At 71.3% G+C, this 25,548-nt stretch carries 29 protein-coding genes; 19 read left to right on the forward strand and 10 right to left on the reverse strand.

Annotated features, from left to right (window positions below; translation table 11 throughout):
- Positions 1 to 74: 74 nt before the first annotated feature.
- From VKN16_11305 to VKN16_11350, 10 genes are all read left to right on the forward strand, one after another.
- Positions 75 to 476, forward strand: a complete 402-nt coding sequence (locus VKN16_11305) for a response regulator (GenBank protein ID HME94790.1) — start codon at positions 75 to 77, stop codon at positions 474 to 476.
- A gap of 28 nt (positions 477 to 504) precedes the next feature.
- Positions 505 to 1,950 carry a HAMP domain-containing sensor histidine kinase gene (locus tag VKN16_11310; protein HME94791.1) on the forward strand — a complete coding sequence of 482 codons (1,446 nt, stop codon included), beginning with the start codon at positions 505 to 507 and terminating at the stop codon, positions 1,948 to 1,950.
- Complete coding sequence (locus VKN16_11315; protein ID HME94792.1) at positions 1,947 to 2,423, forward strand: tetratricopeptide repeat protein; 477 nt, start codon at positions 1,947 to 1,949, stop codon at positions 2,421 to 2,423. The genes VKN16_11310 and VKN16_11315 overlap by 4 nt, the downstream gene beginning before the upstream one ends.
- Before the next feature lie 149 nt (positions 2,424 to 2,572).
- On the forward strand, positions 2,573 to 2,710 hold the full coding sequence (locus VKN16_11320; protein HME94793.1) for a hypothetical protein: 138 nt from the start codon (positions 2,573 to 2,575) through the stop codon (positions 2,708 to 2,710).
- Between the two features lie 68 nt (positions 2,711 to 2,778).
- On the forward strand, positions 2,779 to 3,864 hold the full coding sequence (locus VKN16_11325; protein ID HME94794.1) for an ABC transporter ATP-binding protein: 1,086 nt from the start codon (positions 2,779 to 2,781) through the stop codon (positions 3,862 to 3,864).
- On the forward strand, positions 3,861 to 4,949 hold the full coding sequence (locus VKN16_11330) for an ABC transporter ATP-binding protein (protein HME94795.1): 1,089 nt from the start codon (positions 3,861 to 3,863) through the stop codon (positions 4,947 to 4,949). Before VKN16_11325 ends, VKN16_11330 begins: the two co-directional genes overlap by 4 nt.
- Positions 4,950 to 5,020: 71 nt before the next feature.
- Complete coding sequence (locus VKN16_11335) at positions 5,021 to 6,418, forward strand: extracellular solute-binding protein (protein ID HME94796.1); 1,398 nt, start codon at positions 5,021 to 5,023, stop codon at positions 6,416 to 6,418.
- A gap of 92 nt (positions 6,419 to 6,510) precedes the next feature.
- Positions 6,511 to 7,338 carry a sugar ABC transporter permease gene (locus VKN16_11340; GenBank protein ID HME94797.1) on the forward strand — a complete coding sequence of 276 codons (828 nt, stop codon included), beginning with the start codon at positions 6,511 to 6,513 and terminating at the stop codon, positions 7,336 to 7,338.
- Positions 7,328 to 8,143: a carbohydrate ABC transporter permease gene (locus VKN16_11345; GenBank protein HME94798.1), complete on the forward strand. Its 816-nt coding sequence runs from the start codon at positions 7,328 to 7,330 to the stop codon at positions 8,141 to 8,143. Before VKN16_11340 ends, VKN16_11345 begins: the two co-directional genes overlap by 11 nt.
- A gap of 51 nt (positions 8,144 to 8,194) precedes the next feature.
- Complete coding sequence (locus VKN16_11350; protein HME94799.1) at positions 8,195 to 8,386, forward strand: hypothetical protein; 192 nt, start codon at positions 8,195 to 8,197, stop codon at positions 8,384 to 8,386.
- Positions 8,387 to 8,426: 40 nt separating this feature from the next.
- Here VKN16_11350 and VKN16_11355 read toward each other — a convergent pair whose 3' ends face one another.
- The 3 genes from VKN16_11355 to VKN16_11365 form a co-directional block, all read right to left on the reverse strand.
- Positions 8,427 to 8,747 (reverse strand): BON domain-containing protein, encoded by a 321-nt coding sequence (locus VKN16_11355; protein ID HME94800.1) that lies wholly within the window; start codon positions 8,745 to 8,747, stop codon positions 8,427 to 8,429.
- A 157-nt stretch (positions 8,748 to 8,904) separates the two neighbouring features.
- Positions 8,905 to 9,198: a hypothetical protein gene (locus VKN16_11360; GenBank protein HME94801.1), complete on the reverse strand. Its 294-nt coding sequence runs from the start codon at positions 9,196 to 9,198 to the stop codon at positions 8,905 to 8,907.
- A gap of 24 nt (positions 9,199 to 9,222) precedes the next feature.
- Entirely contained in the window at positions 9,223 to 9,480 is a 258-nt protein-coding gene (locus VKN16_11365; protein ID HME94802.1) for a hypothetical protein, read from the reverse strand.
- 72 nt (positions 9,481 to 9,552) lie between these two features.
- Here VKN16_11365 and VKN16_11370 point away from each other — a divergent pair, with 72 nt between their 5' ends.
- Positions 9,553 to 9,840 (forward strand): hypothetical protein, encoded by a 288-nt coding sequence (locus VKN16_11370; GenBank protein HME94803.1) that lies wholly within the window; start codon positions 9,553 to 9,555, stop codon positions 9,838 to 9,840.
- A gap of 26 nt (positions 9,841 to 9,866) precedes the next feature.
- On the opposite strand, the gene VKN16_11375 is transcribed toward VKN16_11370, so the two are convergent.
- From VKN16_11375 to VKN16_11400, 6 genes are all read right to left on the reverse strand, one after another.
- Entirely contained in the window at positions 9,867 to 10,925 is a 1,059-nt protein-coding gene (locus VKN16_11375) for an MBL fold metallo-hydrolase (GenBank protein HME94804.1), read from the reverse strand.
- A 103-nt stretch (positions 10,926 to 11,028) separates the two neighbouring features.
- On the reverse strand, positions 11,029 to 12,642 hold the full coding sequence (locus VKN16_11380) for a DHA2 family efflux MFS transporter permease subunit (GenBank protein ID HME94805.1): 1,614 nt from the start codon (positions 12,640 to 12,642) through the stop codon (positions 11,029 to 11,031).
- Between the two features lie 2 nt (positions 12,643 to 12,644).
- A complete protein-coding gene (locus VKN16_11385; GenBank protein ID HME94806.1) occupies positions 12,645 to 13,898 on the reverse strand; it encodes an HlyD family secretion protein in 1,254 nt (417 codons plus the stop codon).
- Positions 13,899 to 13,941: 43 nt separating this feature from the next.
- Positions 13,942 to 14,490 (reverse strand): histidine phosphatase family protein, encoded by a 549-nt coding sequence (locus tag VKN16_11390; GenBank protein HME94807.1) that lies wholly within the window; start codon positions 14,488 to 14,490, stop codon positions 13,942 to 13,944.
- Between the two features lie 46 nt (positions 14,491 to 14,536).
- Complete coding sequence (locus VKN16_11395) at positions 14,537 to 14,743, reverse strand: hypothetical protein (GenBank protein ID HME94808.1); 207 nt, start codon at positions 14,741 to 14,743, stop codon at positions 14,537 to 14,539.
- 10 nt (positions 14,744 to 14,753) lie between these two features.
- Complete coding sequence (locus VKN16_11400) at positions 14,754 to 15,005, reverse strand: GlsB/YeaQ/YmgE family stress response membrane protein (protein ID HME94809.1); 252 nt, start codon at positions 15,003 to 15,005, stop codon at positions 14,754 to 14,756.
- A 172-nt stretch (positions 15,006 to 15,177) separates the two neighbouring features.
- Between VKN16_11400 and VKN16_11405 the strand changes: the two genes are divergently transcribed.
- Positions 15,178 to 16,233 (forward strand): LLM class flavin-dependent oxidoreductase, encoded by a 1,056-nt coding sequence (locus VKN16_11405; GenBank protein ID HME94810.1) that lies wholly within the window; start codon positions 15,178 to 15,180, stop codon positions 16,231 to 16,233.
- 45 nt (positions 16,234 to 16,278) lie between these two features.
- Here the strand turns inward: VKN16_11405 and VKN16_11410 are convergent, their stop codons facing one another.
- Positions 16,279 to 16,614 (reverse strand): antibiotic biosynthesis monooxygenase, encoded by a 336-nt coding sequence (locus VKN16_11410; GenBank protein ID HME94811.1) that lies wholly within the window; start codon positions 16,612 to 16,614, stop codon positions 16,279 to 16,281.
- A 100-nt stretch (positions 16,615 to 16,714) separates the two neighbouring features.
- Here VKN16_11410 and VKN16_11415 point away from each other — a divergent pair, with 100 nt between their 5' ends.
- The 7 genes from VKN16_11415 (at position 16,715) to VKN16_11445 (ending at position 25,514) form a co-directional block, all read left to right on the forward strand.
- On the forward strand, positions 16,715 to 18,268 hold the full coding sequence (locus VKN16_11415) for an ABC transporter substrate-binding protein (GenBank protein HME94812.1): 1,554 nt from the start codon (positions 16,715 to 16,717) through the stop codon (positions 18,266 to 18,268).
- 64 nt (positions 18,269 to 18,332) lie between these two features.
- Positions 18,333 to 19,202 carry an MBL fold metallo-hydrolase gene (locus VKN16_11420; protein ID HME94813.1) on the forward strand — a complete coding sequence of 290 codons (870 nt, stop codon included), beginning with the start codon at positions 18,333 to 18,335 and terminating at the stop codon, positions 19,200 to 19,202.
- A 12-nt stretch (positions 19,203 to 19,214) separates the two neighbouring features.
- Positions 19,215 to 20,243, forward strand: a complete 1,029-nt coding sequence (locus VKN16_11425; protein ID HME94814.1) for an amidohydrolase family protein — start codon at positions 19,215 to 19,217, stop codon at positions 20,241 to 20,243.
- The gene (locus VKN16_11430) at positions 20,240 to 21,226 is read left to right on the forward strand and encodes an ABC transporter substrate-binding protein (GenBank protein HME94815.1); all 987 of its coding nucleotides are present in this window, start codon (positions 20,240 to 20,242) and stop codon (positions 21,224 to 21,226) included. The genes VKN16_11425 and VKN16_11430 overlap by 4 nt, the downstream gene beginning before the upstream one ends.
- A gap of 199 nt (positions 21,227 to 21,425) precedes the next feature.
- Entirely contained in the window at positions 21,426 to 21,899 is a 474-nt protein-coding gene (locus VKN16_11435) for an ABC transporter substrate binding protein (GenBank protein ID HME94816.1), read from the forward strand.
- A gap of 382 nt (positions 21,900 to 22,281) precedes the next feature.
- The gene (locus tag VKN16_11440) at positions 22,282 to 24,330 is read left to right on the forward strand and encodes an alginate lyase family protein (protein HME94817.1); all 2,049 of its coding nucleotides are present in this window, start codon (positions 22,282 to 22,284) and stop codon (positions 24,328 to 24,330) included.
- Positions 24,327 to 25,514, forward strand: coding sequence for a hypothetical protein (locus tag VKN16_11445; protein ID HME94818.1), 1,188 nt, complete (start codon positions 24,327 to 24,329; stop codon positions 25,512 to 25,514). Before VKN16_11440 ends, VKN16_11445 begins: the two co-directional genes overlap by 4 nt.
- Positions 25,515 to 25,548 lie beyond the last annotated feature (34 nt).

The following is a 25,548-nucleotide window of genomic DNA, read 5'->3' on the forward strand; positions in this document are numbered from 1 at the left end:
CGTTCATTCCAGGTCTAACTACGCGTTGATACGAGCGGAACCGGCTGGCACTCACCGTGCAGTGACGATCGCTCATGCCCGAAGAGCGTCCGGCCCGCCGCATCCTCATCGTCGACGACGACGAGGCCCTCCGCGAAGTCCTCGCGACCGCGCTGTCGGGCGAGGGCCGTGAGATCGACGGGGCCAGCGACGGCACCGTGGCGCTGGCCCTGCTCGAGCAGCAGCCCTACGACCTGGTGCTGAGCGATCTGCGGATGCCGTGCGTCGACGGCCCCACGCTCTACGAGACCCTCCGGACCCGCCACCACTTCCCGGTGCGCTTCGCCACGAAGCTGCCGCGGGTGATCTTCATGACCGGCAACGCCTCGGAGCACACCGAGTTCCTCCGCGGCACGACCGATCCGATCCTCGAGAAGCCGTTCCCCCTGCGGGTGATACGACAGATGGTGACCGTCCTGCTGGCCGCCTCGTCGTAGCGGCCGTCGCGCGAACGCGCGTCCCGTCATGCGCCTCGCCCCCAAGATCTTCCTCGTCGCCGCCCTCGTCATCGCGGTGCTGTCCGTCGCGGTCGGCTGGAGCGCGCTCACCGTCGAGCGGCTGGTCACCGCGAACCAGGACATCGCCGCCCGCTCGGTGCCCGCCATGCGCTTGCAGGCCGCGCTGCGCGAGTCGGCCGGCAGCCTGGTGCGGCTCGAGACCCGCGCGCTGGTGCTGCGGGACGCTGACTACGCGGCGGCCTGGAGCCGGCGCGCGGCCCGCCTGGCCGAGGACCTCACCGCGCTCGGCGCGCGCCTGGAGACCGACCGCGAGCGCGCCGCGTACCGCACCCTCCAGTCCGCGATCGACGAGTACCTCCGGCACGTCGAGGCCGAGCGGCACCTCGCGGCGAGCGGCCGGGCCGCGGCGGCGCTGCGGATCGCGGAGGGACCGGCCCGCGCGGCCATCCAGCGCGCCGAGACCGCGCTCGACGAGATGGCCGCGGCCACCGAGGCCGCGCTGGAGCGGTCGCAGGCGCGGGCCCGCGCGCTGGAGGTGTCGACGTGGCGCGCCGTCGCGATGGCGCTGCTGACCAGCGTGGCAGTCGCCCTCGGGGCCAGCGCGCTGCTCGCCTACCGGATGACGCGGTCGCTGGGACGGCTCACGGTGGCCACCGCATCGCTCGCGGCGGGGACGTGGAACGGGCCGATGGCCACCGAGGGCCGCGACGAGATCGGAGACCTCGGGCGATCGTTCAACCGCATGGCGGCGCGGCTGCAGGAAGTCGACCGGCTCAAGGAGGAGTTCTTCTCGCACATCTCGCACGACCTGCGCAATCCGCTCGCCGCCATCCGGCTCGCCGCCGAGACCTCGCTCGAGCGTGCCCGCGCCGCCGGCGACTCGCGTCAGGCCCGCTTCGCCTACCTCATCGATGCGAGCGCGGCGCGCATGCTGAGCCTGGTCAACCAGATCCTCGACTTCACGCGGCTGCGCGCGAACGCGGTGCCGCTCGACCGCCGCCCGGTGGACGTGCTGAAGACGGTGGTCCGCGCCATGGACGAGATGCGGCCCCTCGCCGAGGAGAAGCGGGTGCGGGTGGATCTGGCCGCCGACGGCGGCGACTTCACCGCCCTGGCCGAGGAGGGCAGCCTGGTGCGCGTGGTCGTCAACCTGCTGGGCAACGCCATCGCGTTCACGCCCGCGAGCGGCGCGGTGGCGCTGCGCCTGACCGAGGACGGCCATCGCCTCGAGCTGCAGGTGCGCGACACCGGCGTGGGCATTCCGGCCGACGCCTTGCCGTGGATCTTCGAGCCCTACCGTCAGGCCCACGGCCCGGCCAGGGGCACCGGGCTCGGCCTGGCGGTGGTGAAAGGTCTCGTGGGCGCGCACGGCGGCACGGTGCGCGTCGAGTCCGAGCCGGGCCAGGGCAGCTGCTTCACGGTGACGATCCCGAAGGCGGAGGCGGCGGCGTGAGGGCGAGCCGCTGGCTCCTCGTGCCCGCGATGCTCCTCGCGGCCGGCTGCGCCGCCGCGCGCCCCTCGCCGTGGATCGCGGACGCGCGCGAGACCACCGGCGGCTCGCGGGACGCCGCCCGCCTCGTGGCCCGCGCCGACGAGCTGGTCGAGCGTGGTCAGCCGCAGGCCGCGATGGCAATCTACGAGCGCGTGGTGCGCGAGCATGCCCAGAACCCCGAGGCGGCCGCGGCGCTCTACGGCCTGGGTCGCCTGCAGGCCGATCCCGCCGGCCGGCTCCGCAACTACCGCGCCGCGCACGCCACGTTCTCTCGCCTGATCGCGGGCCATCCGGGCAGCCGCTGGGAGCCGGAGGCGCGAGCCTGGCGCGCGGTGCTCGCCGATCTGATCGCGCGCGAGGACGAGGCGGCGCGGCTCCGGACGCAGATCGAGCGGCTCCGCCGCACCGACCTCGATCTGGAGCGACGCCACTGATTCGCGGCCCCGTCCGGTAGACTCGACCGGAACTTTCGTCGCGGTCGTGGCGTCCCGCCGCGGATTCTGCTTCCTCCTCGCGGGTTTCGATCCGGCACACGCCTTGCCTTCCTCGAGAGGCCATGAAATGCCCCAGGTGCGGAACCGAGATGAAGGCGATCGAGCACGGGTCGTTCGAGCCGGGCAAGCCGGAGCGGCCCCCGACCCCGGCCGCGGATACGCCGCCCCCGGAGCACACCACCGAGATGACCCAGAAATGCCCGAAGTGCGGCGCGGAGGTCGCCTAGCCCCCGGGCGGTGACGCCGGGCGCTCGCGAGCGCGCGCGGTTCGCAGTAAGATACCGCGCGTCCTCGCATGGCGCGCATCCGGATCGAGCATCTCTGGAAGCGGTATGGGCCGGTGGAGGCCGTCCGCGATCTCAGCCTGGTATGCCCCGACGGCCTGCTGCTGGCGCTCCTCGGCCCGTCGGGATGCGGCAAGACCTCCACGCTCAAGATGCTCGCGGGCATCGAGGACGTGAGCGCGGGCGCGATCTATTTCGACGAGCGGCCGGTCACCGGCCTCGCCGCGGGCGCCCGCAACGTCGCGATGGTGTTCGAGGACTACGCGCTCTATCCGCACCTCACCGTCGCCCAGAACATCGCCTTCCCGCTCGAGATCCGGAAGCAGCCGGCTCAGGCGATTCGCCGCGCGACCGACGCGGTGATCGCCCTGCTCGGCCTCGAGGCCCTGCGGGACACCGGCGTGCGTACCCTGAGCGGCGGCGCTCAGCAGCGGGTCGGCATCGGTCGCGCGCTGGTGCGACAGCCCGACGTGCTCTTGTTCGACGAGCCGCTCAGTCACCTGGACGGGGCGCAGAAGAGCGGGCTGCGCGCGGAGATCAAGCGGCTGCAGAAGGAAGCCGGGGTGACCAGCGTGCTCGTGACCCACGACCAGACCGAGGCGATGGCGATGGCCGATCAGGTCGCGGTGCTGGATCAGGGCGTGCTCCAGCAGGTGGGAACGCCCGACGATCTCTACGAGCGGCCCGCGAACCTGTTCGTCGCCCAATTCATCGGCGAGCCGCCCATGAATCTCCTGCCCGGCCGGCTCGAGCGCCGCGGCGACCGCCTCGTGCTCCACGGCGCGAGCGGCGAGCTCGCGCTGCCCGGGTTCGACGTGGCGGACGGCGCGCACCCCGACGTGGTGGTCGGCGTGCGCGCCGAGCACCTGCGGCTGTCCGACCCGGCCGCCGGCACCGGGCTGGCCGGCGCGGTGTTCTTCCGCGAGCCCCGCGGTGACAGCGACGTGGTGCTCGTCCAGGTCGACGGATCGGACGCGGCGCCGCTCGCGGTCGAGGTGGAGCCGGCGGCCGGGTGGCGCGCGGGCGATCGGGTGCGGGTCGGCATGGCCGACGCGCGCCTCCACGTCTTCGACTCGCTCCACGGCACGCGCCGGTGACGCTCGAGCTGGAGGCGATCGGTCAGCGCTGGGGCGACACCCAGGCGCTCGACGGCGTCAGCCTGTCGGTCGCGCCCGGCGAGATCCTCGGCGTGACCGGCCCCTCCGGCGCGGGCAAGTCCACCCTGTGCCGGATCGTGGCGGGCGTGCAGGCCCCGTCGCGCGGTGAGGTCTGCCTCGACGGACAGCGGGTGACTCGCGTGCCCCCCGAGCGGCGACGCGTCGCCATCATGTTCGAGTCGTACGCCCTCTACCCGCACCTGTCGGTCTTCGACAACGTCGCCTTCCCGCTCCGGGCGCCGGGGGCGTCGACCCTGTCCCGCGAAGGGCTGGCCGGGCGCGTCCGCGAGGTTCTGCGGTTCGTCGAGCTGGAGCATCTGGAGCGCCGACGGCCCGCAGAGCTGTCGGGCGGTCAGCGCCAGCGGGTGGCCCTCAGCCGGGCGCTCGTGCAGGACGCGCGGGCCGTCGTCCTCGACGAGCCGATCTCCCATCTCGACGCCAAGCTGCGGCATACGCTGCGCGGGGCCATCCGCCGACACCTCGCCCGTGGCGCCGCGCCCGCGATCTGGACCTCGCCCGACGCCGCCGAGGTGCTGGCGGTCGCCGACCGCGTCGCGGTCCTCGTGGCCGGCCGGATCCGCCAGGTCGGCGCGCCCGGCGAGATCTACCGATCGCCGGCCCACCTGGACGTGGCGCGCCTCGTGGGCGATCCGCCCTGGAACCTCCTCGAGGGCGAGCTCGTCCCGGGCGCCCGCGGGCTCGCGTTCCACCACCGCGCCCTGACCCTGCCGCTGCCGGACGATCTCCGGCGGCGCCTCGAGGCGGGGCCGGCCGGCCGCCGCGTCGTGCTGGGACTGAGACCCGGCGAGCTCCGGATCGGCCCGGCGACCGGCGGAGCGCCGGCGCGTGTCTGGGTGTGGGAGCCGCTCGGGCGGTATGGCATCCTCACGGTGCGGCTCGGCGACGATGTGGTGCGTCTGCGGGTGGAGCGCGGGCGCTCGTTCCAGCCGGCCGAGGCGGTGACGCTTCATCTCGGGTCCGCGGAGCCGCGGCTGTTCGACGCGACGCACGGAGGAGCGCTGTAGCCAATCGGGCGCGAGCGTGATGCGGCCGCTCGTCGAGCACGAGTGAACCTTTCACGGGACAGGAGAGACCCATGAGCGCGAGGCGACGGATATGGATGCCCCTGGTGGCGGTCGCGATGATGGCCGTCGCGCCCGGATTCGCAGCCGCCCAGGCCTGGTCCTACAAGGACGCGGCCAAGCCCTACGCGGGCCGGTCCATCACGATCCTGGACGAGGTCACCCCGCTGCAGGAGCACATGCGCACCCTCGTGCCCGAGTTCGAGAAGGCCACCGGGATCAAGGTCGACTACCAGCTGCTGAACCATTTCGAGGTGATCAGCAAAGGCCAGGCCGACATGCTCTCGGGCCGCGGCGCCTACGACGCGGTGATGCTCCACTCGCCCCAGATGGGGCTGTTGCTGGACGCGGGGGTGATCCGTGCCATCGACGATCTGCTCGGCAACAAGGCGCTGACCAACCCGGGCCTGGACCGCGCCGACTTCATCGAGCCGGCCGCGGACTCGCTGACCAGGTTCCGGGGCAAGACCTACGGCTTCCTCAACTGGAACTACAACGTGGTGTACTGGGCCCGCGGCGATCTGTTCGGCCATCCCGAGGAGAAGGCCGCCTTCAAGAAGAAGTACGGCTACGATCTGGCCCCGGCCAGGACGCTGCAGCAGATGCGCGACATCGCCGAGTTCTTCACCCGCAAGAAGGGCGAGAAGCTCGCGGGCCAGACCCTCGACAGCGACTTCTACGGCATCGTGATGGAAGGCATCAAGGGCGGCACCACTCTCTGGACGGTGCTGAACGCCTTCGTCAAGAACTTCGGCGGCGACATCTTCGACGCCGAGGGCAAGCCGACCGTGAACCGTCCCGAGAACGTCGCCGCGGTGAAATTCTGGGCCGATCTCTGGAAGTTCTCTCCGCCCGGTCAGGCCGAGTACTCGCTGATCGACGTGCCGACCGTCATGGGCAACGGCATCGCGGCGCAGACGCTGGCCTGGAGCGATTTCGTGCTCGGCATCGACCAGCCGGGCAAGTCCAAGCTGGCCGGCAAGTTCGTCTACGCGGGCTCGCCGGCCAACGCGCAGGGCAAGAAGCGGTCCGCCGAGACCGAGCCCTCGGGCATCGTGATCAGCAAGCACAGCAAGCAGCCGGAGGCGACCTACCTCTTCCTGCAGTGGATGGTCGACAAGTCCACCCAGCAGATGCTGTTCGACCGGTCGGGCGGGGCCGGCGTGCCCATCCGCACCAGCACGTGGGCGCTGCCGAGCGTGAAGCAGTCGAAGTTCGCCCCGCTCTACGCGGCGATGCAGGACAGCCTCCGGTACGGCAGTGCCAAGCCGAAGGCCCCCAAGCTGTTCGAGATCATGGACGTGCTGGTGGGCCTCGTGCAGGAGGTCGGTCTCGGCAAGAAGACCGCCGAGCAGGCCATGAAGGAAGGACAGGAGAAGGTGCAGGCCCTCTGCGCCAAGTGCACCCTCTGACGCCCGGAGAGCGGGCGCCCCTCACCCTGCCCTCTCCCCACGGGAGAGAGGGTGGCGGCGGGTGGTTCCCCTATGCGCTGATCGCGCCGGCCATGCTGACCCTGGTGGTCGTGGCCCTCGTGCCGTTCCTCTATACGGTGTACCTGTCGCTGCACGAGATCCGGCACGCGCAGGTGGGCGACTGGGCCGGCCTCGCCAACTACCGCACCCTGCTCGCCAACCCGCGGTTCTGGCACAGCGCGGGCATCTCGCTGCTGTTCATCGCCATCGCGGTGCCGCTCGAGTTCGGCCTGGGGCTGGCCGGCGCGCTCGTCTTGAACCAGGGCGTGCGCCTGCGCTCGCTCATCATCCCGGTGCTGTTCGTGCCGACCATGATGGCACCGGTGGTGGTGGCGATCTTGTGGAAGATCATGCTCGCGGGCTCGTGGGGCCTGCTCTCCTACAACCTGATCGAGCGATTCGGCATCCTCACCGGCACCTCGGTGCTCGCCTCGCCGAGCCTGGCCCTCTACGCTCTCGTGCTGGTCGACGTGTGGCAGTGGACTCCGTTCATGATGCTGGCCTTCTTCGCCGGGCTGCAGTCGCTGCCGCTGACGCCCTACCGCGCCGCCGCGGTGGACGGGGCCAGCGACCTGCAGGCCTTCCGGCGGCTGACCCTGCCGCTCATGGCGCCCCTCATGGCGGTCATCGGGCTGCTGCGGCTCATCGACGCGTTCAAGGTCTTCGACACGATCTTCCTGCTCACGGGGGGCGGGCCCGGCACCGCCACCGAATCCACGAGCCTCTTCGTCTACAAGACCGTCTTCGACTTCTGGGACCTGGGCCCCGCCTCCGCGACCGCGGTGGTGATCTGGATCATGTTCTTCGTGTTCGCCAACGGGTTCTACCAGATCGCGCGGCGGAAGCTCGGTGCGTTCTAGCCGCCCCGTCCTGTTCACCGCGCTCGCGATGGCGTGGGCCGCGCTCGCGATCTTCCCGGTGCTCTGGATGGCCGCGATGACCGTGAAGCCGGAGGCGCTCATGTTCGCGCGACCGCCCGCGTGGTCGTTCACTCCCACCCTCGCGCATCTGCGCTACGTCGTGGCCGAGGGCTTCGCGTGGAGCCTGGTGCGCTCGCTGACGGTGGCCGCGCTGAGCACGCTGCTCATCGTGGTGATCGGCACCCCGGCCGCCTACGCGTTCGCGCGGTTCCCGATCCGGCGCCGCGACGATCTGCTCCTGTTCGTGCTGGCCACGCGCCTCGCCCCGCCGGTGGCCCTGGTGATCCCGTTCTATCTGATCTACGCGCGGATCGGCCTGCTCGACACCTACGCGGGGCTGATCCTCGCGTACCTCACCTTCAACCTGTCGTTCTACGTGTGGGTGCTGTGGAGCTTCTGCCGCGACCTGCCCCCCGAGCTGGAGGAGGCGGCGCGGGCCGACGGCTACTCCCGCGCGCGCGTGCTGCTCCACGTGGTGCTGCCGCTGCTCCGTCCCGGCATCATCGCCACCTCGGTACTGTGCTTCATCTTCGCGTGGAACGAGTTCCTGTACGCCTTCATGCTCGGGGGGAAGGCGGTCGAAACCTTACCGGTCGCGGTGCCCAAGCTGATCACGTCGCAGGGGGTCAAGTGGGGCGAGCTCTCGGTGGTCGGCATCGCGGCGCTGATCCCCATCCTCGCGGCGGTGTTCGTCCTTCAGCGCCACATCGTCCGCGGCCTCACGATGGGAGCGGTCAAGGGCTGATCCGCGGAACGTGGCATGCCTCTTGCCCCTCGTGAGGGCGGAGGGATGTCCATGAACAGTGCGGCCATGATCGATCGATGCTTCCGGCACCAGCATCCCGAAGCCTACGGCGAGATCGAGGTCTCCGAGCCGGCGATCCCGATCGACTTGCGCTACGGGCGAGACCGGACGCCCGCGCCGTCGCGCGAATGCCTCGGCGAGGACGCGGTCGGTTATCCGGGTGCGATTCCGCTGGCCGACTGAGGCGGGCGGGCCCCGCTCGCCTCAACCGGCCGCGGCTCCGCTATGCGGGTTGGATTCGCAGGTTGTTGACGACGTCGCGCACGCCCTTGACCTGCCGCGCGAGCTCCTCGGCGCGCGTGCGATCCGTGACCGTCTTCACCGTCCCGTTCAAGGCCACCACGCCCCGATTCGTGTCCACGTCGATCCGGGTCACCGTCGAGATCTTCTCGCCGGCCAGCTTCGACTTCACCGCCGCGGTGATCCCCGCATCGTCGATGTTCTCGCCGAGGGTCTCGCCGGTCATCGACTGGCAGGCCGCCAGTAGCACCGCCACCGCCAGCGCTGCCGCGACCGCTCCGCCTCTCCGCCACATCGCTCTCATCGCAGGCTCTCCCTTCCCTGGAATTCGCTGCTCGGCAAGGAGAGCAAGAGGTATGCCCGCGATCCGGACGGGAATGAATACGGCGGACGGGCGGAAGGACGCGGAAGGGGCGCCGGCAGGAGGGAAACGAGCAACGCGGTTACCGAGTAAGTTTGGGTCAGCGCCGCCAGGGCAGCGGCGTCGCCTCGCTCCATCCGTCGGGGCGGATGCCGAAGGCCTCGATCAGCCGCTGCCAGCCCGAGGCCACGGTCAGCGCGGCACCCAGCTCGAGGATCTGCCCCTCGTCGAAGTGCTGCCGCAGGCGGGCGTAGAGCGGGTCGTCGACGTGGGGCCGCTCGCCGCCGAGGCAATCGGCAAGCCGCAGGGCGGCCACCGTGCGCGCGGGCAGCTCGGCGTGGTCGAGATCGCCCAGCGCCTGCTGCACCTCCCGCTCGGTCAGGCCCTTGCGCACCAACGATGCGCTGCGCGCGAGGCTTCAGTGCACGCACTGATTCCGGTGGGCGAGACGGACGCGGCACAGCTCGACCAGCGCGGGGTCGAGGCTCGAGCCCCCGGCATAGATGAACCCCACCCAGGCCAGGAAGAGATCGAGGACCGCGGGCCGGCGCGCGAGGGTGAGAAAGAGATTGTCGTCCTGGTACGCCTTGGCCAGCCAGACCTCGAGGCGGCGCCGCAGCGCGGGATCGAGTTGCGCCGGGTCGGCCTTGGGCAGGCGGCCGTGCTCGTTGGCCATGCGGCCGCCAGTCTAGCAGAGTCGAACGCTCCGGGCTTGTACCCGGGCGGGCCTCATGGCTATGCTACGTCGATGGCCCGACGCTCCGCGATGGGCCGACTGTACATCACCAGGCTTCGCCCGGCCGTGGATCCCGTGAGGGCCGAGTACCTGCTCACCTTCGGCTCGCCGATTACTTCGGAGGTCAACCTGAACCTGGGCAGCGTGCGTGGGCTCGACACGCTCACCGATCTGCTGCGGGCCGCCCGCGTGCCCATCGGGGAGATCGAGCGGGCGTGGTCGGCGCTGGTCAGCGACACCGTGCACGAGATCGCCGGCGTCACCCTGACCCCGGCGGCGATCCGCATCCTCGGCCTCTAGCCCGCCGCGGGCGCGGGCGTGATCGGTCAGGCCTTGCGGAAGCGGTGGACGCCGTCTCGTCCGGCCAGCCGCTCGGCCTGACCGCGCGCCTCCAGGAAGTGCAGGTGCGCCACCGTCTCGCCGATGGCGAAGCCCAGCTGATGAGCGTCCAGCTGGCGGCGGAACAGCACCGGCACCAGGTCGTGGGCGGTCCGGGGCTCGGCGAGCGCGTCGATGGTCTCGCTGAGGCGCTCGTCGTGGTGATGCTGCAGGTAGTCGAGCCGGGTGTGCAGCCCGCGGAACGGCAGTCCGTGTGACGGCAGCACCAGCGTGTCCTCGGGCAGCGGACGGAACCGCCCGAGCGAGTCGAGGTAGAGCTTCAGCGGGTTGCCGTTCGGCTGATCGGGCCAGACGCTCACATTGGTGGTGATCTTGGGCAGCACCTGATCGCCCGAGATCAGCACGTTGAGCTCCGGGCTGAAGAGACAGGCGTGCTCCGGCGCGTGCCCCATCACCGTGAACGCGTGCCAGCGCAGGCCGCCGATGGTGAGCACGTCGCCCTCGCGCACCGCCCGGAAATCCTGGGCCACCGACGGCACGAGCTGCCGGTAGTGGTTGCCGCGTCCGCGGAAGGCGTCGACCTGCGCCTCCGGCACTCCGTGCCGGCGATAGTAGTCGAGCCGCTTCTCCGAGTCGTTGCCGCCCATGCCCTGCCACGCGAGGTGCGACATCAGCCACTCGGCCTGCGGGCACCACAGCTCGACCCCGAAGCGCTGGGCCAGCCAGTCGGCGTTGCCGATGTGATCCGGATGGAAGTGGGTGACGACCACGCGCACGATCGGACGGTTCGCCAGCTCGCCCGCGAACAGCCCGTCCCACAGCTCGCGCGTCGGCGGCAGTCCGATCCCGGTGTCCACCACCGTGATGCCGTCGCCGTCGTCGAGCAGCCACAGGTTGATGTGGTTCAGCTGGAACGGCAGCGGCATGCGGATCCAGCGCACGCCCGGCGCCACCTCGATGCTGGTGCCGCCCGCGGGCGGCTCGGGCCAGGGATGCGCGAGGCCGGGAGCGGGCGCGGACAGCGGGTGCTCGGGCTCGGGTTTCATGCCCTCACTGTACCGCGTTCGGGGCCCGCGCCGCGGACCTTGTCCAGTTGGCGGCCCGAGGGCGCGGCGCCTCCCGGCGGTTGTCCGGGCTCGGCGCGCGCGCTCACTCCACCGGCGCGGGCAGCGGGGACACGCGCTCGCCGTCGCGGTCGTCGTCCGCCTTCGGGGCGGCCGGATCGGCGTGCACCCGCCGCATCAGCGGCAGGAACAGCGGTACCAGCGAGAAGAGAATCGCGAGGATCCAGAAGTCGTCGGCGTAGGCCAGCACCTGCGCCTGTCCTACCACGTCGTGGTAGAGCATCGCGGTGGCCTGCCGCTGCGCGGTGAAGGCGTCGGCGCCCTGGGCCAGGAAGTGTCGCGTCCATTCCCCGAGGCGCCGCTGCGTCTCCGGATCCCACACCGTGACGTGCGCCACCAGGTTGTGCTGGTGGAACTGGCTGCGCTGGGCGAGGAACGTGGTGGCCAGCGCGATGCCCACGCTGCCGCCGAGATTGCGCAGCACGTTGTAGGCGGAGGTGGCGTTGACCAGCTTGTCCTTGCGGATGGTGGCCAGGGTCAGGGTGGACAGGGGCACGAAGATGAAGCCGAGCGCGAAGCCCTGGATGATCCGGGGCAGCGTCAGCGTCCAGTAGTCCATGCCCAGTGTGAGGTTCGACATCATGTAGAGGCTGATCGCGTTCACCAGGCAGCCGAAGGTGAGCAGCAGGCGCTGGTCCACCCGAGTGACCAGGCGCCCGCACAGGATCAGCGAGAACATGTTGCCGAGGCCGCCGGGGGCCAGGACGAGGCCGGAGGTATACGCGTCGTAGCCGAGGAGCTTCTGCGAGTAGAGGGCCAGCAGCACCATGCTCGAGAACATGCCGAGGCCGATCAGGGCGATGAAGCTGGCCCCGAAGGCGAAGTTGCGATCGGTGAAGACCCGCAGATCCATGATCGGATGGTCGGCCATCAGCTCGCGGATCAGGAAGCCGACCAGGGCCACGCCGGCCAGCAACGCCAGCGTCACGATGAGCCGGGAGTCGAACCAGTCCTCGCGCTCGCCGCGGTCGAGCATCAGCTGCAGGCTGCCGAAGCCCACGATCATGAGGGCGAGGCCGGGCCAGTCCACCCGCGCGGGCTTCTTGAGATACGGCGGATCGAACAGGCAGGCGCTCGCCATGAAGAACCCGAGGAGGCCCACCGGCAGATTGATGTAGAAGATCCAGCGCCACGACCAGTTGTCCGCGATGTAGCCGCCGAGCGTCGGGCCGATGATCGGGCCCATCATGAAGCCCACGCCCCACACCGCCATCGCGAGGCCGCGCTGGCCGAGCGGGAAGATCTCCCAGAGGATGGCCTGCGAGAGCGGGATGATCGGGCCGCCCCCGATGCCCTGCGCGATGCGGGCGAGGATCAGGAAGGTGAGGTTCGGGGCCATGCCCGACAGCACCGAGCTCACCGTGAACAGCACGCAGCATACGAGGAAGAAGCGCTTGCGCCCGAGCAGGCCGGCGAGCCAGCCGGTGGCGGGAATGATGATCGCGTTGGCGGCCAGATAGGACGTGATCACCCACGAGACTTCCTCGAGGCCGGCGGAGAGCGAGCCCTGCAGATGCGGCAGCACCACGTTGGTCACGCTGGTGTCGAGCACCTGCATGAAGGCCACCACCATCACCGACAGCGTGATGGCCCACTTGCGGGCCGCCGAGATCGGCGCGGCCTCGACCGGCGACGACACGGCTACTTCACCCGGATGACCACGTAGGCGGACATCCCGGCCCGGAGGGTGTGCGGGTTGCCCAGCTCGCGGGGATCGAGCCGGATCTTCACCGGCACGCGCTGCACGACCTTGACCCAGTTGCCGGTGGCGTTCTCCGGCGGCAGCAGCGAGAAGCGAGAGCCGGTGCCCGCGCTCAGCGAGTCCACGGTGCCGTGGAAGACCTGGCCCGGGAAGGTGTCGATCTCCACGTCGGCGGCCATGCCCGGCCGCACGCGGCCGAGCTGCGTCTCCTTGAAGTTGGCGAGCACCCACACGTCGTGCAGCGGGACCAGGGCCAGCAGCGGCTGGCCCATCTGCACCACCTGCCCGACCTCCACGCTCTTCTTCGACACCACCCCGTCGCTGGGCGCGCGCACCTCGGTGTGCTGCAGCTGCAGCTCGGCGAACGACAGGTCGGCGCGGGCCTGGCTGAGGGCGGCCTCGGCCCGCTCGACCTCCGCCTCCTTGACCGTGACCTGCCGCCGCTGGCTCTCCACCCGCCCGAGCGCGGCCCGCGCCTCGTTCACCCGCTGCCGGGCCAGGCTCACCGCGAGCGTGCGGCTGGCCAGCGCGGCCTCGGCCTGCTGGGCTTCCTTCTCGGCCTGGTTGAGCCGCTTCTGGGTGGCCTCGACGGTGGCGGTCGAGGTGAGCATCACCATCTCGGCCTGATCGAAGTCGCGCTGCGAGACGAAGCCGCCCTGCAGCAGCCGCTTCATCCGATCCATCTCGCGCGCGTTCTGGCGCTGCGTGCTCTGCGCGCCGGCGACGTCGGCGATCATCGCGGCGGTCGCCGCGCGCTTGGCCTCCAGGGTGGCGCGCGCCTCCGCCACCGCCGACTCCGCGGCCTGCTCGGCCACCCGCGCCGACTCGAGCGCGGCGCGCGACTCGTCGACCTGCGCGGCGGTGGTCTCGCGGGTCAGCTGCGTCTCGGAGCGGGTGGCCTGGTGGCTGGCCAGCGCCACCGCCACCGCGGCCTTGGCCTGATCGCGCCGGGCCTCGTAGTCGCGCGGGTCGATGCGGAGGAGGACGTCGCCGGCCTTGACCGCGCGGTTATCGTCCATGCGCAGCTCGGCGACGTGGCCCGCGACCTTGGCGCTGATGACGACGATGCTGCCTTCTACGTACGCGTCATCCGTGGAGATGTACCGGAAGCTCTGCCACCAGAGGTACCCGCCGTACACCAGGCCGGCCAGGACGACCGCCACGGCCAGGCCGATCAAACGCCCTCGTCTCATCCCGCGGGTATGCTATCACCCCGCAGACGGGGCGGGACACCGATCACGGGCCGTAGCGCAGCTTCTCGACGCGGACCGGGCCCGAGGGCGGGATGGTCAGTATATGTAGATCCCCGTAGTCGACCGGCCCCATGCCGTCCCCGCCCAGCCGCCCGTAGACCGCCTGCAGGTTTCCCGACACATTGCCTACCCACACCACGACGCCGCCGGCATGCCGCTCGAGGATCTCCTCGGCGATGGCCCCGGCCGAGAACACGCTCACCGCCGATTTGCGCGTGACCTCGACACCCGCGAGACGGGCCAGCGGCTCGACCGTCGCGAGGTTGCGCTCGAGGTCGGGGCTGTAGATGGCGGTGACGCCCATCGGCGCCACCAGACTGGCCAGGGCCTGGGCGCGCTCCCGTCCGGTCGCGTTCAGCACGCCGGAGCCCGGATCGGTGTCGGCGTGGCGGGTCACCACCACGATGGTCGGGATGCCGGCCCGCGAGTGGACCTCGGCGCCGGTGCAGCCGGCGAGCGCGGCGAGCAGCATACCGAGGCTGGTCAGCGCGAGCGCGCGGCGAGCGCATGGCGGGACGAGATGGCCGGGCATGGCGGCGCAGCCTAGCAGGAAGCGCCGGCCGACCGCAACCGCGGAATCAGGCCGAGCGCTGGCGGAGCAGCGTGTGGTCCAGGAAGCGGAGCCGCGCGCGCTCGTCGGCGCTCGCTCGGCCCCGAGCGGTGCGGTCGGCGAACCCGCGCCCGGCGCGAACCCGCGCGATGCCGGGATCGCGATCGCTCACATACCGCAGACGGGCCGCGCTGGCCGCCTCGGCCGGCGGCACCGTGAGCGACCGCATGGTCATGGCCCGACGGCTAGGCGGTGCGGCGGGTGACGAGCCGATACAGGACGAGGAGGAGGATCGAGCCCAGGACCGCCACCACGAAGCCGACCGGATCGCCGGCCTGGTACCACCCCAGCGCGCGCCCGAGGTAGCCGCCCAGGACCGCGCCCAGAATGCCGAGAATGATCGTGACGATGAAGCCACCCGGATCCCGGCCGGGGGTGAGGACCTTGGCGACCACGCCGACGATCAGACCGAAGATGATCCAGCCGATGATGCCCATGTGGGAGCCCTCCTGCCCGGTCGTGCCGAGCAAGGCGCATGCCGCGCACTCAATGTCGCACGGCGCGAACGAAATCGCGGTGTCGTGGCCGATCGCCGCCGACTCTACCCGGTAAGTCTGACGCGTTCGGGTCCGCTTGACTCCCTCCCGCCCCCGCCGCAGTATCGACGCCGTGCACGTCGGACTCTTCGTCGAGGAGCTGCGCCAGGGCGCCACCCAGAGCTCGGCGTTTCGCGACATCTTCGAGACCGCCGACCGCGCCGAGGCGTGGGGCATCGACTGCGTCTGGCTCGGCGAGATCCACTTCACCCCGAGCCGCTCGATCATCTCGGCGTCGCTCCAGGTCGCCAGCGCGATCGCGGCCCGGACCCGTCGCGTGCGGGTGGGCACCGCGGTCCAGGTGCTGCCCTTGAACCATCCGCTCCGCATCGCCGAGGAGGTCGCCACCGTCGACCACATCAGCGAGGGCCGCTTCGAGTTCGGCATCGGCCGCAGCGGGGTGGTCCGCACCTACGACACCTACGGCATCGCCTACGCGGAGAGCCAGGCGCGCTTCCGCGAGGCGCTCGACATCGTGCGCCGGGCCTGGACCGGCGAGCCGTTCAGCTACGCGGGCGAGTTCTATCGCGTCGACCACGCGACCGTCGCCCCGCGCCCCTACCAGGTGCCGCATCCGCCCATCCGCATGGCGGCCACGAGCGACGAGACGTTTCCCGCGGCGGGCCGGCTGGGGTTGCCGATCTTCATCGGCCTGCGGGCCACCGAGATCGCGGACCTCGTGACCCAGCTCGGGCCTTATCGCGACGCCTGGCGCGAGGCCGGACACGCGGGGAGTCCGAGTGTCTTCCTGCGCATCCCGGTCTACGTGTCGCCCACCGCGGCGGGCGCGGTCGAGGAGCCGCGCGCGAGCCTCACCGCGTTCTTCGCGCGCCAGACCGAGCTGGCCCGGTCGGCGGTCGGGCGCGCGGGCGCGGGCCCGGCCGACCGGCGGCAGCAGCAGGCCCAGCGCATGGCGAGCCTCACCTACGACGACATGCTCGAGCGGAAGGTGGTCTTCGGCACGCCGGCCGCGGTGGTCGAGCGGCTGCGCGCCCTCCGCGAGCGGCTCGGCCTCGACGGCGTCGTGGTCGAGCTCAATCCGGGCGGGCGCATCGCCCCCGAGCTGGAGACGCGCAGCCTGCGGCTCCTGGCCCGGGAGGTGATGCCCGCGCTCCGAGGAGCCGCCTGAGCTCCGCCTCGTCGCCGCGGCGCGGCCGGTGATGCGGGCGCGCGCTCAGGGGTAGATCTGCCGGTAGGCGAGGCGCGCGCGGTCCCCGCTCCCGCCGAAGCGCGCGTTGTAGTCGCGGGTCATGGCCCGCAGCGTGTCCGATTGAACGAACGCCCGCAGCGAGGCCTCGGAATCGAACTCGTAGCAGACCATGTACTGCCACGGCTCGGATCCGGCGTGCGGGGTGTCGAGGGCCATCGCCTGGTATCGGCGCATCCCGAGACAGCCGGGCACCTGAGCGGCCTCCCGCGAGCGCACCGTGTCGTACCAGTCGTTGAACGCGGACTCCAGCTCGGGGCCGATGGTGGCCTTGACCACGAAGAGGGCGGGTCGAGTCGTCATGCGATCTCCTCCGCGCGGAGTATGTCACGGCACCGGTTGACAGCGTCGACCGACGCGGCTATAAATCGCGCACCTGACCGGCTTGCTCGAGGAGGATCCCATGCGATCTCTGTCCTGGGTCCGTCCGCTCGGTGCCGTCCTGGTCCTGGCACTCCTGCTGGCTCCGTCCGTTCCGCCCCGCGCGTTCGCCGCCGACGGACAGATGACGTGGGCCGTCCACGTGTCGATCGCGCCCGCGTGGTTCGATCCCGGCGAGCACCCCGGCATCGTCACCACCATGATGATCTTCTACGCCCTGCACGACGCGCTGGTGAAACCGATGCCGGGCAAGCCGGCGGCGCCCTCGCTGGCCGAGTCGTGGACGACGTCGCCCGACGGCCTCGTCTACGAGTTCGTCCTGCGCCGCGGGGTGGTCTTCCACAACGGCGACGCCATGACCGCGGAGGACGTGAAGTTCTCCTTCGAGCGCTACCGCGGCGCCGCGGCCAAGCTGTTCCGGGACAAGGTCGCCGCGGTCGAGGTGGTGGACGCCCAGCGGGTTCGCTTCCGGTTGAAAGAGCCGTGGCCGGACTTCATGGCCTTCTTCGGCACGCCGGCCACCGGAGCCGGCTGGATCGTGCCGAAGGCGTACGTGCAGAAGGTCGGCGACGACGGGTTCAAGAAGGCCCCGGTCGGCGCCGGCCCCTACAAGCTGGTGTCCTTCAATCCGGGGGTAGAGATGGTGCTGGAGGCCCACGATCGCTACTGGCGCAAGCCGCCCGCGGTCAAGCGCCTCGTCTTCCGCGTGGTGCCGGACGAGGCGACGCGCCTCGCCATGCTCAAGCGCGGCGAGGCCGACGTGGCCTACTCCATCCGCGGCGCGCTCGCCGAGGAGGTCAAGCGCACCGCGGGGCTCCGCCTGGCCCCTACCCTGCTGCCCGCGACCTTCTGGATCGACTTCACCACCGAGCAGTGGAATCCGAAGTCGCCGTGGCACGATCGGCGCGTGCGGCTGGCCGCGAGCGTGGCGATCGATCGCCAGGGCATCAACCTGGCCGAGACCCTCGGCTTCTCGAAGGTGGCGTCGAGCATCATCCCGTCGTCCTACGAGTACTACTGGGGGCCGCCGCCGATCCCCTACGATCCCGCGCAGGCGCGCCGCCTCCTCGCCGAGGCCGGCCTGCCCAACGGCTTCGACGCGGGCGACCTCGCGTGCGACGCCTCCTACACCAACGTCGCCGAAGCGGTGGCCAACTATCTCAAGGCGGTGGGGATCCAGACCCGAGTGCGGCCGATGGAGCGGGCCGCGTTCCTCGGCCAGTGGAAGGACAAGAAGATCCGCGGCGGGCTCATGCAGGCCGGCGCGGGCGCCTTCGGCAACGCGGCCACCCGGATCGACAACTACATGACCTCCGCCGGCACCTACGTCTACGGCACCTATCCCGAGATCGACGACCTGTTCGGCCAGCAGGCGCGCGAGCTCGATCGCAAGAAGCGCGAGGCCCTGCTCCACCAGATCCAGCGCGTCGCGGCGGAGCGGGTGATGTTCGCGCCGATCTGGGAGCTGGCGTTCCTGAACGGGGTCGGGCCGCGGGTGGAGGAGTCGGGGCTCGGGCTCATCGAGCACCATCCCTACTCGTCGCCGTACGAAGACCTCCGGCTCAAGGCTCGGTGAGGGCCGCCGCGTTGACACGCCGGGCCGCTCGCCTTATGGTGCGGGCTCAAAGGAGACCACGCCCATGTTGCAGCGACAGGTCGGCGACATCGTCATTCACCGGATCATCGAGTCCGAGCGTCCCGACTTCGACGCCGCCGGCTTCTTCCCCCAGGTCACCCCCGAGCAGTGGGCGCCGTATCGCGAGCGCCTCGCCGGCTGGGCGCTGGACCGGAAGGTCAACGGCCTCGTCTTCCCCATGCAGTCGTTCCTGGTCCGCACGCGGCACCACACCATCGTGGTCGATACCTGCGTGGGCGACCACAAGGAGCGCGCCCGCCCGAACTGGAACATGACCACGAGCGGCGAGTTCCTGCAGCGCTTCGCCGAGACCGGCGTGCGCCCCGAGCAGGTCGACTTCGTGCTGACCACCCACTTCCACACCGACCACGTGGGCTGGAACACCCGCTGGGAGAACGGCCGCTGGGTGCCGACGTTTCCGAACGCGCGCTACGTGATGTCCGAGAAGGAGTGGGCGTACTGGTCGGGACTGCACAAGGAGACGCCGCAGAACCAGATCGCCGACAGCGTGATCCCCATCGTGGAATCCGGGCTCGCCCAGATGGTCAAGAACGACTTCGCGATCGACGACGAGGTGCGCTTCGAGTCGACGTGGGGCCACACCCCCGACCACATGAGCGTGCACATCGCCTCCCGGGGGCAGCACGCGGTGATCACCGGGGACCTGATCCACTCCCCGGTGCAGCTGCAGGAGACCGACTGGGTGCCGCGTCCCGACTTCGACCCCAAGCAGGCCGCGGCCACCCGCCGCGCCTTCCTCGAGCGCTACTGCGAGCGGGACGTGCTCGTCTGCGCCTCGCACTTCCCCTCGCCCTCGTTCGGCCGCGTGGTGCGCGAGGGCAACGGCTTCTGGTTCGAGTACGAGAAGTCCTGACCGGGCCGCCCGGTGGTCTCGTATCCGAAGAACCGCGAGTGGCTCGCGCTGACCGTCGAGGAGCCGCTCGAGCCCGAGCGGCCCATCTGCGACCCGCACCATCACCTGTGGGACGGCGAGACCGCCCGGGTGGCCCCCCGCTACCTGCTCGACGAGATCGTGGCCGACGCGCGCGGCGGCCACCACGTGGTCTCCACCGTGTTCATCGAGTGCGGGGCCATGCTCAGGCCGGACGGGCCGGAGGCCTTCCGCGCGGTCGGCGAGACCGAGTTCGTGAACGGCATCGCGGCCATGAGCGCCTCCGGCCTCTACGGCCCCATCCGCGTCGCCGCCGGCATCGTGGGCACCGCGCCGCTGCGCCTGGGCGGAGCCGTGGGCGCCGTGCTCGACGCCCAGATCGCCGCCGGGGGCGGGCGCTTTCGCGGCATCCGCCTCGGTGGGGCGTGGGATCCGGATCCCGAGGTGCCGAATCACCGCACCCGTCCGCCCCAGGGCCTCTTCCTGCGCAACGACTTCCGCGCCGGCTTCGCCCAGCTGGCCCCGCGCGGACTGAGCTTCGAGGCGTGGTGCTACCACCGCCAGATCCCCGACGTGACCGCGCTGGCCCGCGCCTTCCCCGACACGACCATCGTGCTCGACCACTTCGGCGGCCCGGTGGGCGTGGGCTCCTACGCGGGCCGGGGGCGCGAGGTGTACGCGGAGTGGCGCTCCTCGATCGCCGAGCTCGCCACCTGTCCGAACGTGGTGGCCAAGCTGGGCGGGATCAACATGGAGGTCAACGGCTTCGGCTGGCACGAGCGACCGCGGCCGCCGTCCAGCCGGGAGCTGGCCGACGCCACCCGCCCGTACTACGAGTTCACCATCGAGCGGTTCGGCGTCGACCGCTGCATGTTCGAGTCGAACTTCCCGGTGGACGTGGTCAGCTGCAGCTACGTCGTGCTGTGGAACTCGTTCAAGCGCCTGACCGCAGCCTACTCGGCGGTCGAGAAGGCCGCGCTCTTCCACGACACGGCCGCGCGCGTGTATCGCCTCTCCGCATGATGATCGGCCGACGCCGGCTCCTCCTCGGTGCCGCCGCGGCGCTGGCCGCTCCGGGGCGCGCGCGCGGCCAGCCGGCCGCGGGGAAGATCCACCGCATCGGGGTGCTCGGCTCCACGTCGCCGACGGTCCACGGCGCCTTCGTGGACGCCTTCCGCGCCGGGCTTCGCGAGCGCGGCTGGGTCGAGGGGAAGAACGTGGCCATCGAGTACCGGTGGGCCCAGGGCGACTACACCCGTCTCGCCTCCCTCGCGGCGGACCTGATACGCGCGAAGGTGGATCTCATCCTCACCCACGGCACCCCGGGCGCGCGCGCGGCGCAGCGGGCCACCGCGACCATTCCCATCGTCAGCGCGATCAGCGGCGACGCCGACGCGACCGGCCTCGTGCAGAGCCTGGCCCACCCCGGCGGCAACATCACCGGCGTGACGTTCTCCTTCCCCGATCTCAACGCCAAGCGGGTCGAGATGATCACGGAGGCGGTCCCGCGGCTCAAGCGCGTGGCCGTGCTCATGAACGGCGCGAACGTGGGCAACGTGGTGACGTTCGACGCGATGGCCCGCTCCGCGCGAACCGTCGGCGTCGACATCGTCCAGCTCCTGGCGCAGCGCCCGGAGGAGTTCGACGGGGTGCTCGAGCCGATCGGCCGCGCGCGCGGGGACGCGGTGTGCGTCTACGAGGACGCGCTGTTCATCGCGCAGGCCGGCCGCCTCGCCGAGCTGGCCCGGCGACGGCAGCTGCCGAGCATCGGCTTCCGGGAGTACGCGGACGCGGGCGGGCTGCTCGGATTCGGCGTCAACTTTCCGGACGCCTGGCGTCGCGCCGCCGGCTTCGTGGACCGGATCCTCAAGGGCGCCCGGCCCGCGGACCTGCCGATGGAGCAGGCCGGCAAGTTCGATACGGTCGTGAACCTCCGGACCGCCCGGGCGCTCGGGCTCACGGTCCAGAGCAGCGTGCTGCTCCGGGCCGACACGGTGATCGAGTGATCGCCCGGCGCGAGCTGCTGGTGGGCATCGGGGCGCTGGCCGATCTCGAGACCGATCCCATCGAGGCGGGCTGGATCAAGAGCCTCGCTCGACCGGGAGGGAATCTCACCGGCTTCTTCCTCGACATCCCGGAGCTGAGCGGCAAGCTCCTCCAGTTCCTGGCCGAGGCGATGCCGCGCCTGCACCGAGTGGCCGTCCTGTGGGATGCGGACCTGGCCCGCCCCCAGCTCAACGCGACCGAGACGGCGGCTCGGACGCTCAAGTTCCAGCTCCAGTCGCTGCCCGTCCGGCACCCGGGCGAGTTCGCCGGCGCCTTCGAGCAGGCCCGCCAGCAGCGGGCGCAGGCGGTGGTCATCCCGTCGTCTCCGCTGATCTTCCAGAACCTGAGGCGACTCGGCGCGTTGGCGATCGAGCAGCGCTGCCCGCCATCAGCGTCTTCCCCCAGTTCGCCGCCGCGGGCGGGCTCATGGCCTACGGGCCCAACCTCGCCGACCTGTTCCGGCGCGCGGCCGGCTACGTGCACCGGATCCTCAAGGGGGCGGTCCCCGCGGACCTGCCGATCCAGCGGCCGGTGCTGTTCGTGCTCACCATCAACGCCGGGACGGCGAAAACACTCGGGATGACCCTGCCTCACTCGCTGATTTTGCGGGCGGACCAGCTGATCGAGGCGTGACGAGGTGCCCGTCCCCGAGCGGGCATTTGCCCCGATCTCGGTGAAATCCCCAGGGTAAAAACCCCGGGCCGGCTCGCCGGCGTCTATTGCGTCCCGATGCCGTGCGTCAACCGCCGTGCCGGACCCTGACAAGTGGCTGTTCTTCCTCGACTGACCGCCGGTTCCGAGCCATGTCGCCAATGACCGCGTACCCGCGGCATACGCCTTGCTCGCGGTCTCCGTTTCAGCCGTGGTGACGGCTCCGAGCCGCGGAGCCGATCCGAGACGACCGTGCGGGACCTGGAGAAGGGCATCCCCCACCGAGATGTGAACCCAGGCCGGCGTGTCGCTTGCCGGAGCGCATGGAGCGGGCGCGGCCGCTACGGCCGGTCTCGGAAACCTGATGGACGACGACGCACACTCCGCGGGCCCGGCCGGGCCTCCGGTCGTGGTCGCCGCGCCGGCCCGGCCACGGCTGCGTCCTCCCTTCGACACCTGGTCGGCCGAGGTCCTGCTCGAGCACTTCGCGACCCGCACCGACGTGCACTTCTTCGCGGTCGCGGACGAGCTCGAGAGCCGGCCCGACACGATCGAAACGGTGCTGGACCACCGGTTCGAGCTCAACGAAGAGACACACCGCCTGCACGCGTTCTCCTACGCAGTCGGGCTCGGAATCGCCTACCGCGACACCGGCGACCGGCGCCATCTGGACCGCTGGATCGCGCTGACCGACTCCTGGATCCGGGCCGCCCGGACCGGATCCATCGCGGCCGACGTGACCGCACGGCGGGTGCAGAACTGGATTTCCGCCTACCACTTGTTCGTGGCCGAGGGCGACGCGCGCGCGATTCCGCCCGACTTCCACCTCCGCTTCCTCGCCTCGCTGGACGAGCAGGTGAGCTTCCTGAGCGGGCACCTGACGCCCGATCGCCACCGCCGCGCGCTCGAGCTCGGCGCCGTGTTCCTCGCGGGCGTGGTGTTCCCGGAGCTGGCCGCCGCGGCGGCCTGGCGAGCGATCGCGCTGCCGGAGCTGGTGCACGACCTGAAGGCCGAGCTGCTCCCGGACGGCGTGCACGGCTCGCTGTCCACCGACCGGCACCATCGGGTGCTGAAGCACTACCTGGGCGTGCGACGCCTCGCCGCCGCCAATTCCATCGCGGTGCCTGCCGAGATGGACGCGACGCTGATTCGGGCGCTGGAGTTCTCGATGCACGTGCACAACCCGGCCGGCATCGTCCCCAGCTTCTCCGACGGCGACGTGCGCGGGCACCTGGATCTGTTGCGACAGGGCCACGAGCTGTTCGGCCGCGACGACATGCTCTTCGTCGCGACGCGCGGACTCACCGGCACCCCGCCCGCCGCGCGCTCGGCCGCGTTCCCCGAGGCCGGCTACTACGTCGTGCGCAGCGGCTGGGGCGCCGACGGCCGCGACTACCGCGACGAGCAGCACCTCGTGCTCGACTGCGGCCCGCTCGGCGCCGGCGACCACGGCCACTTCGACTGCCTGAGCGTCGAGCTGTACGGCCTCGGGCGGGCGCTCGTGGTCGACCCGGGCCGCTACACCGACCGCGAGTCCGGGGAGACCAACTGGCGCGCGCGGTTCCGGTCGACCGCGGCTCACAACACGGTCACGGTGGACTACCGGAGCCAGACGCGCTACGAGCCGCTGCCCGGCCGGCCGGGCGGCGACGGCTCGAACGGGCGCACGCGATACCACGTCACCGGTCCCGCCCCCGAGCACCGCCTGATCGAGCGGATCTGCCAGGACGGCTTCGACCTCTTGCACGGCAGCGCTCGCAGCCACGAGTACGACGCGGTACACGAGCGGCGGATCTTCTTCGTGGACGGGCGCTACTGGGTAATCGCGGACAGCCTGGTGGGCCATCGCGAGCACCTCTACGAGGCGCGGTTTCATCTGGGCGAGTGGGCGCAGGACCGGATCACTCTGAACGAATCGCCCAGCCTCCTGGCCCTCGTCTCCCCGCATCTGCTCATCGTGGCGCCGCGTCAGGAGGGCCTGACCCTCCAGCTGGAGCCCGGTCACGTCTCGCATCGGTCTGGCAAGAAGCTCCCGGCGCCGGTGGCCTGCTTCGGCGTCCGGGCCGCGCGTGCCACCCTGGTCGCGTTGCTCCTGCCTTGCCGCCAAGTGCCACTGCTGATGCCGGTGATCGAGGAGATCCGAGTAAGCCACGTGAACGGGCGGGCCGCCCCCCTCGCCCGCGCCTTCACGATCTCGCTGGGCGCCGAGCACGACGTCCTGTTCTTCGGCGGGAAGCCCGATCAGGAGTACCGATTCGATTCCTTCGTCTTTACCGGCCGCCACGTGCTGGTGCGGAGGAACGCGGCCGGCGCCGTCGTCCGCGTCCACACCCACGAGGGTGCGGATCTCCGGGAAGGCGGCTCCCCCGTGCAGCTCGGCACGAGTCCGGCTCCGCGGCGGAACGCGCCGTGAGAAGGTCGGCGCACGCGCGGTACCGGTCGCAGCTGACCGCACTCGCCGCCGATGCGCTGCCGGTATCCATCGTCGAGCGGGCGGGTCGCGACCGCGGCTGGTGGCCGCCGGAGCGCCGCTGGATCCGCACCTACGGGCGGTTCGATCCCCATCACGAGCCCTACGTGATCGTCGTGCTCGAGACCGAGCAGGCGCCGCAGGCGCTGGTCCGGATCGAGGTCTTCCACAAGGAGCCCGGCGCGCGAGTGGCGGACCACTGGTGCCTGCGAGATGGCACCGTGGGCTGGCTGCGGGTCAGCCGCTTCACGTCGGATCCGTCACTGCCCGGCCTCGTCGCGCTGCTGGCCAACGGCGGGCGGCCGGCCGTGGTGGGCTACCGCCCGTCCCGCCGCTGCACGATCCGGTGCGATCGCGGCGACGACGTCTGCTACGCGAAGGTCTACCGCGGCAACGACGGCGAGCGCCGCCACCTCGAGGGAGAGGCGCTCTGGGCCGCCGCCACGCGCGGGGAGCTGGGCTTCCGAGTCGCCCGCCCCGACCGCTGGGATCCCCTCACCCGGACGGTGTGGCAGCATCAGGTCGACGGCGATCCCATCGGCGACCGCCTGGCAGGGTCCGAGGGCGCACGGCTGGTGCATCGGATCGGCCGAGCCGCCGGGTCGCTCGCGTGCTCGACGGTCGAGCCGCGGGAGACGTTCGATTCGGCGGCGCAGCTCGCGAGCACGGTCCAGGCCGGCGCCGAGCTGTGCGCGCGCGTGCCACACGTCGCCGACACCGTGTCGGCCTTGCTCGAAAAGCTCCTCTTCCGGCGTCACGACTCCGGACGGCGTGGCCTCCGACCGATCCACGGCGCGCCTCGCGCCAAGCGGTGGCTCGACGACGGCACCACCTTGGGCCTGCTGGGCTTCGACGGCCTGGCCTGGGGTGACCCGGAGCGGGACGCGGCCGCCTTCCTCGGCGGGCTGGAGGGCGCATCGGACCTGGCGGTGCCGATCGGCGATCTCGCCGAGGCGTTCCTGGCCGGCTACGAGTCGGTGGCCGGGCCGCTCGACCGCGCGCGGCTGGCCGTCTACCGCGCGCACCAGCGGCTCGCCACGGCGCTCCGCAACGCGCGGGCGGTGCGCCCCGACGGCGACGCGTGCGCCGAGCGCGATCTGGCCCGCGTCGCGGAGTGCGTCGGCTGAGCTGAGGAGTCCTGATGCGCGGGGTCGCGCGATT

This window comes from Candidatus Methylomirabilota bacterium (genome assembly GCA_035315345.1).
Lineage (GTDB): Bacteria > Methylomirabilota > Methylomirabilia > Rokubacteriales > CSP1-6 > CAMLFJ01.